The sequence below is a fragment of the Chromobacterium sp. CCUG 30098 genome, assembly GCF_059916605.1.
Genome location: NZ_JAUCGS010000002.1, coordinates 1 through 6,941, shown reverse-complemented (window position 1 = coordinate 6,941; position 6,941 = coordinate 1). Strand labels below are relative to the sequence as shown.

6 protein-coding genes are annotated in these 6,941 nt (G+C 63.4%); all 6 read right to left on the bottom strand.

The genetic code is table 11. The features are described 5' to 3' along the window. Window positions 1–39: 39 nt before the first annotated feature. The gene (locus QUG03_RS05785) at window positions 40–1,719 is read right to left on the bottom strand and encodes a ShlB/FhaC/HecB family hemolysin secretion/activation protein (protein ID WP_500819616.1); all 1,680 of its coding nucleotides are present in this window, start codon (window positions 1,717–1,719) and stop codon (window positions 40–42) included. 154 nt (window positions 1,720–1,873) lie between these two features. Then, entirely contained in the window at window positions 1,874–3,139 is a 1,266-nt protein-coding gene (locus QUG03_RS05780) for a nitronate monooxygenase (protein ID WP_235089053.1), read from the bottom strand. A gap of 252 nt (window positions 3,140–3,391) precedes the next feature. Beyond that, window positions 3,392–5,401, bottom strand: coding sequence for a M13 family metallopeptidase (locus tag QUG03_RS05775; protein ID WP_500819615.1), 2,010 nt, complete (start codon window positions 5,399–5,401; stop codon window positions 3,392–3,394). Window positions 5,402–5,607: 206 nt separating this feature from the next. Beyond that, window positions 5,608–6,027: an ExbD/TolR family protein gene (locus QUG03_RS05770; RefSeq protein ID WP_227103648.1), complete on the bottom strand. Its 420-nt coding sequence runs from the start codon at window positions 6,025–6,027 to the stop codon at window positions 5,608–5,610. 13 nt (window positions 6,028–6,040) lie between these two features. After that, entirely contained in the window at window positions 6,041–6,484 is a 444-nt protein-coding gene (locus tag QUG03_RS05765; protein ID WP_227103650.1) for an ExbD/TolR family protein, read from the bottom strand. A 10-nt stretch (window positions 6,485–6,494) separates the two neighbouring features. Then, on the bottom strand, window positions 6,495–6,941 hold a 447-nt coding region (locus QUG03_RS05760), incomplete at its 5' end, for a MotA/TolQ/ExbB proton channel family protein (RefSeq protein WP_500819614.1).

The following is a 6,941-nucleotide window of genomic DNA, read 5'->3' as shown; positions in this document are numbered from 1 at the left end:
TGAACGCACGCTCAAGGCTGGGGGCTCGGCAAAACGGGCTTATTGCCAGAGCAGGGTCAGATTGAAATGGGTGATGGCGGGCCGGTTCCAGCCTTGCGGCTGGCGCATCGCGCGTTCGTGGCTGAGCTCGGCGCTGAGCTTGCCCGCCAACTGCGCGCGCAGGCCGGCGGCCCAGCCGGAAAGGCTGCGGCTGGTATCCTCGGCGTAAGCCGGATGCGACACCCGGCCGGCGTCCAGGCCCAGATAGCCTTCCAGTTGCGCGCCGGCCGGGGCCGACAGCGGCGCACTCAGCTCATTGCGCCAGTACAGGCCGCCGCGGCCGCTGAGGCTATTGCTGTTGAAACCCCGCACGGTGTAACGGCTGCCGATGGAGAACTGCTCGGACGGCAGCAGCGGGTCGGCGCTGTACTGGCCGCGCAGCTCGCTGCTCCAGCGCCAGGTTTGGCCGCCCAGACGCAGCGGCAGCTGCAAGGCCAGCCGGCTTTGGAACAGTTCATGGCGGGCGGTGAAACCGGCGGCGGCGGTTTGCGCCTCGTTTTGCGCGCCCCAGCCGCCGATGCCGCGCTGATAGCCCAGCGAGGCGTCCAGCACCGCTTCGCCCAGGTAGCGGCGATGACTGAGCTCCAAGCCGGCGATGGTCAGATCGCGGCGTTGCTGCGCGATTTCCGCGTCCTCGATAAAACTGCGCGAGGCCTTGCGGGTCAGGCTGGCCTTGAGTTCGGTCTTGCTGCTCTGGTCTCGATGCAGCAAGCGCGCCAGCGACAACTGGGTATTGCGGCTGTGGCCGCTGGAAGAGAAAGACTGATTAACCGCCTGCACCGTTTGCCGGTAGGCGAACGCGCTATAGCTGGCGAACGCGGTCCAGTCGCCCCAGGGCAGCAGCCAGGACACGGTATGCGCCTGGCTCAGCGGATGGGCGATATGCTCGGCGTCCTGGCTCCAGGACAGGGACAACAGGTCGTTGAAGCCGGTGGTGCCTCCCAGCAGCAGGCTGGCGTTGCTCTGCAGCCTGCCGGTGGCGGGCTGGCCGCTGTCGTCCAGGCTCAGTTGCCCGGTCAGCTGGCGCGCACGGCTGCGGCTGACCGCCACATCGCTTTCGCCCGGCTGTCGTCCAGGCACGATTTCCATCGTCGCCTGCTGGGTGGGCACTCGCCCCAGTTGTTCCAAGCCCTGCTCCAGCGCGCGCACATTGAGGATGTCGCCGGCGCCCTGCGGAAAGGCGGAAGCCAGGCCGCGGTCGCCCGGCCCGTCCTTGAGCCGGATTTGATGGATGCGCCCCGGCACCACCGCCAGCCGCAAGCGGCCCTGCCCCAGGTTCTGCTCCGGCAGATACACCCGGCTGGTGACATAGCCGCGCTCCACCATCGCATTGCTCAGCTCCGCCACCACCTGGTCCAGTTGGGCCAAGCCCAGGCATTGGCCTTGCCAGCGGGCCGCCGCCGCAGGCAGCCAGCCGCGCCAGGCGACGGGCATGCCCTCCAGCGCGATTTGCCTCACCGTGAAACACGCGCCTTCATGAGCTCCCGCGGCGGCGGGCAGAGCGGCGGGACTGGGCGCGGATGGGGATTGGAGCACGTCGGGCCGCCGTTGCAGCTCTTCCCGCTGCTGCTCCAGTTGTTGTTGCTGATGCCGAAGAATGTGTTCATCCAGCGCGGCGGCGCCGGCGGCGGGAACAAGAAAGCCGCCCAAAACGGCGGCCTGAATCAGGGTATGGTTCACGGAGACTTAGAGTGATTATTTTAAATTATTTAAATGGTATTTATGTTCCCATTTTAAATAATGACAATCACAAGGTAACTACGTGAAAATACGTAACACATAAAAAAACCGGAAGCCTCGCTTCCGGTTTTTAGTCTGCCGCGTCTTGTTCCGCTCAAGCCAGAACAATGCTCTCCAGCTCCGGCAAGGCGATTTTGTGATCCTTGCTGTATTGGTAGTCGTGGAACACGTGCTCGGCGCTGAGCAGTTGATAGCCGCCGTCTTCGCGCCGGACTGTGGTGTCTTTGAGACGATAGGCGTTGTGGCCGCAGGTCCAGCAATCGAAATTGCGCATCTGCGTGCACAAACAGGTCTTGTCCCACACCTTGATGCGGCGCTCGCCGGGGTGGGCGGCCACTTCGCGGTTATAGGCCTCGATATAGGAACAGCCGCCCTTGGCGTCCAGCAGATAGCCGTAGGCCTCGCAATTGGGCCGGATGCCGTCGCCGATGGCCGGACAGTGCTTGATCATCCGCATCGGATAGCCGGTGGGCGACAGCTGGTTGACTTCGATGTCGTCCTCGTTGGCCTTGAAGTATTCCTGCTGCACCTTCTCCGGCAGGCCGCATTCGCGCGCCACGGTGAAGCGGGTGGCCACCTGCACCGCGCCGGCGCCCATTTCCAGGAACTGGGTCGCATCGCTGCCGGTGAACACGCCGCCGGCCGGAATCAGCGGGATATCCAGTTGTTCCGCCCGCAGCCAGTCGCGGATTTCCACGACGATGGCGGCCAGATCGTATTGCGCCCAGTCCATGCCGAAGCCGAGGTGGCCGCCGGCCAGCGGGCCTTCCACCACCACGTAGTCCGGCAAGCGGTTGCTGCGCGCGCTCTTTTTCAGGAAGAGCTGCAGGGCGCGCAGCGAGGAGACGATGATGCCGAGTTTGGCGTCGCGAAAGCGCGGGTGGTCTTCCATCAGCGCGAAGGACCCCAGGTGCAGACCGGCGGCCAGGGTGATGCCGTCGATGCCGGCGTCCAGCGCGGCGTGCATGCGCGTGCGCAAGGTTTCCTTGGGCGCGTTCATGGTCAGCTTTTCCATGCAGTTGATGAAGACCAGGCCGTCGCCGCGTTTGGCTTCCATGGTCTTGCCCACATGCATGCGGGTGGCCTCGGCCAGCAGGCCCAAGTCGAACTGCACGACGGATTTGTCGCTGTTCTCGACATTGAATTTGTACTGCTTGAGCTTGTCTTTGACGTATTTGGTGTTGAAGCGGCGGTCGGTCACCGTGGGCACCATGGCGTCGGAAATATGGCCCACGCCGCCCAGCCTGGCCGCTTCCAGCGCCAGCGCCGAGGTGGAGATGTCCACGCCCATGCCGCCTATCATGATGGGCACCAGCTCCTGCTTGCCCAGCCGCAGTCTGAAATCGTCAACGCACTTCATTAAATCAGCCTATCTCTCCTGAATGCTGGCGGGCATTATCCCCCCGCATTGTGGGAAAATCCATTTTTTTAGAGTTTTTGCTCCGAGCTCTCGGCCGGGGCCGAGACCGCCGGGCCGCAATCTGGACTTTAGCCCGCCCAAGCCACTATGCGCCCGCCAGATTGCAGCCGTGCTACGCGCCTGCCATTGAAAAAGCCGGGAGACCCCGGCTTTTCCCAGCCCGCCGACGCGCGGCGGGCATTGCGCCGGCGCTTACCAAATGCGAATGCGCTCGTCCTGGGGCTTGAACATCTTGTCGCCGGGCTTGACCTCGAAGGTTTCGGCGAAGGCGTCGCTATTGCTCGCCGCGCCGATGGCGCGGAACTCCCCCGGCGAATGCGGATCGGTCACCAAACGCGACAACAAGGCCTCGTCGCGAATCTTGGTGCGCCACACTTGGGCGAAACCGTAGAAGAAACGCTGGTCGCCGCTCATGCCGTCTATCGTCGGCGCGCGCTTGCCGTCCAGGGACAGCAGGTAGGCTTTGTAGGCGATTTGCAGGCCGGCGTTATCGGCGATGTTCTCCCCCAGCGTCAGTTCGCCGTTGATATGCTTGCCCGGCAAGGGTTCGTAGCCGCTGTACTGCGCCACCAACTTGCCGGTCAGCTGGTCGAAACGGGCCCGGTCTTCCGCCGTCCACCAATTGCGCATATTGCCGTCGCCGTCGAACTGGCTGCCCTGATCGTCGAAACCGTGACTGATTTCATGGCCGATCACCGCGCCGATGCCGCCGTAATTGGCGGCGTCGTCCGCCTTGGCGTCAAAGAACGGCGGCTGCAGAATGGCGGCCGGAAACACGATTTCGTTCAGCGACGGGTTGTAGTAGGCGTTGACGGTTTGCGGCGTCATCCCCCACTCCTCGCGGTCCACCGGCTTGCCCAAGCGGGCCAGCATGCGGCGGTATTCGAACATCGAGCCGCGCTTGATATTGCCCACCAGATCGTCCCGCTTGATCTCCAGGCCGCCGTAGTCTCTCCACTTGTTGGGATAGCCTATCTTCAGCATGTATTTGGACAGTTTTTCCTGCGCGGCCTTCTTGGTGGCCGGGCTCATCCAGCTGAGCGTGTCTATGCTCTGGGCGTAGGCCTTCATCAGATTGCCCACCAGCGCTTCCATCTTGGCCTTGGACTCCGGCGGGAAGTAAGTCTGCACATAGAGCTTGCCCAGGGCTTCGCCCAGATTGCCCTCCACCGCCTTCACCCCGCGCTTCCAGCGCGGCTGTTGCTCCAGCGTGCCGGCCAGCGCCTTGCCGTGGAAATCGAAACGGGTTTGCGCCAGGACGCCGTCCAGATAAGGCGCGTAGGCGTCCAGCGTCTGCGCCGTCAGATAATCCTGCCAGTCTTGCAGCGGCAACGCGGCCGCCAGCTTGGCCCAGGCTTCTGCATAGCTGGGCTGATTGACGTTGACGGCGCTGACGCCGCCGGCTTCGGCCGCATCCAGGAAAGCCTGCCAGTCAAAGCCCGGCGCCCGCTTTTTCAGCTCGGCCACGCTCATCTTGTTGTAAGTCTTTTGCGGGTCCCGGTTCTGCACCTTGCTCCACTGGGCTTCCGCCAGCTTGGTTTCCAGCGCGAACACGCGCTGGGCGCGCTGCTCCGCGTCGGCGTAGCCGCCCAGCTTGAATAGTTTGACCAGATAGGCGCGATAGGCCAGGCGCGCCTTCTCGAAGCGCGCGTCCTTGCCCAGATAGTAGTCGCGGTCCGGCATGCTCAGGCCGTTCTGATACAGGCCGGCCAGGTATTGGCGCGCGTCCTTGGCGTCCGCTTCAACGTAAAAAGCCAAGGGCTGTTGCACGCCTAAGCCCTGCGCCGCGCCCATCCAGGCCGCCAAGGCGCTCTTGTCCTTCAAGGCGGCGATGGCCGTCAGTTCGCCGCGCATCGGCGTCAGGCCCAGCTTGTCCAGCGCGGCCTCGTCCATGAAGCTGTGATACAGATCGCCGATCTTTTGCGCCTCAGCCGACGCCTTCGGCTTGGCGGCGGCCTCCTCTATCAGCTTGCGGCTGCGTTCCAGGCTCAGATCGCGCAATTGCTTGAAAGCGCCGTCGTTATCTTCGGACGCCGGCAACACCGCGTGCTTGACCCAGGCGCCGTTGACCGCGTGATAGATATCGTCTTGCGGACGCACCGCGCTGTCGAAATGCTGTTTGTCGATGCCGGACACGGCGCTGGCTTGCGCTTGCCAGGCCAGCAACAGGCTGGCGGCCATCAGGGCTAACTTCATTTTCATCGGGGTTCCTTTCACTCCATTTCTCTGCGGCCCTGTTTTCCTTGTTTTGGTTCCGGTGAAAATGCCGGGCCGGCTCGCAATTGCAAAATAAAGGCAGCCCGAAGGCTGCCTTTTCCTTACAAGGGGTCAAACATCAATTTCATGACAAAGACAATATATGGATCAAGACAAGTTATATAAGGCGTGCCTTGGCCGGACTCGCGGGGTCACTGCACAAACTGCTCGGAGCCCACGATGCCCAATTTAGTCACCCCCAAACGCTGAGATTCCGCCAGCACCATCGCCACCGGCTCATACCCCGCGTCCTTGTTCGGCTTGATGTGGAACTCCGGCTGCGGCGCCCGCGCCGCCGCTTCCGTCAGCTTCTTCTCCAAAGCCTCCCGGTTCGCCAAACGCTCTCCGTTCCACAAGATCCCGTTGTCCGCCGCAATGTCGATCTGCACCACCACCGGCTTCTCCATCGGCTTCGCCGGACTGCTCACCGGCATGTCCAGCTTCACCGCGTGCGTCTGGATCGGGATGGTGATGATCAACATGATCAGCAGCACCAGCATCACGTCGATCAAGGGCGTGGTGTTCATCTCCACCATCAGCTCGTCGTCGGACGAGCCTACATTCATTCCCATCTTGCTCTCCCTTCTAGTTGCGCGGCGGCGGTTCGGTAATAAAGGCGATCTTCACGATGCCCGCCTGCTGCACCGCCAGCACGATCCGGCCGATCGGGCTGTACTTCGCCGCCAGATCCCCGCGGATGTGCACTTCCGGCTGCGGCTCCTTCTTCGCCTCCTTCACCAGCCGCGCCAGCAGTTCTTCCTGCGTCTTCACCGGCGTGGTGTTCCAGTAAATGGTGTTGCCGGTGTCCACCCCCAGCACGATGTTCTCCGGCTTGGTCTGCGTCGGGATATTGCTTTCCTTCGGCAAGGCCATCTTCACCGTCTGCGTCACCACCGGCACCGTGATCAGGAAGATGATCAGCAGCACCAGCATCACGTCCACCAGCGGCGTGGTGTTGATCGCGGACATCACCGCGTCTTCGTCGCCCTTGCCGTGGCCTTGGCCGAATCTTGCGTTGCGCCCCTTCATCGTCGTCGCCTCAGCGCGCGTTCAGCAGGCTGGCGTGCAGGCGGCCGGCCACCACGCGCACCATGTCCAGCACCAGCTTGTTGCGACGCACCAGCCAGTTGTATCCCAGCACCGCCGGCACCGCCACGCCCAGACCGATCGCGGTCATGATCAGCGCCTCGCCCACCGGGCCCGCCACTTTGTCGATGGACGCCTGGCCGGACATGCCGATCGCGGTCAGCGCGTGGTAAATGCCCCATACCGTGCCAAACAGGCCGACAAACGGCGCGGTGGAACCCACGGTGGCCACCACCGACAGGCCGTTTTGCATATGGTGGCTGGCGGAGTCCACCGCGTCGGAGATGGCCATCGACACCCAGGTGTTGAGGTCCACGCGGCCAGCCAGTTCGCCCTTGTGCTCGGCCGCCGCTTCAATGCCGGCCGCCGCCACCGCGCTGAACATGCCTTCGTCGGCCAG

Bases quoted from the DNA above. Each gene is read 5' to 3' on its own strand.
- QUG03_RS05765 (WP_227103650.1), bottom strand. From the start codon at position 6,484: ATGAAGGGGCGCAACGCAAGATTCGGCCAAGGCCACGGCAAGGGCGAC.
- QUG03_RS05775 (WP_500819615.1), bottom strand. From the start codon at position 5,401: ATGAAAATGAAGTTAGCCCTGATGGCCGCCAGCCTGTTGCTGGCCTGG.
- QUG03_RS05770 (WP_227103648.1), bottom strand. From the start codon at position 6,027: ATGGGAATGAATGTAGGCTCGTCCGACGACGAGCTGATGGTGGAGATG.
- QUG03_RS05780 (WP_235089053.1), bottom strand. From the start codon at position 3,139: ATGAAGTGCGTTGACGATTTCAGACTGCGGCTGGGCAAGCAGGAGCTG.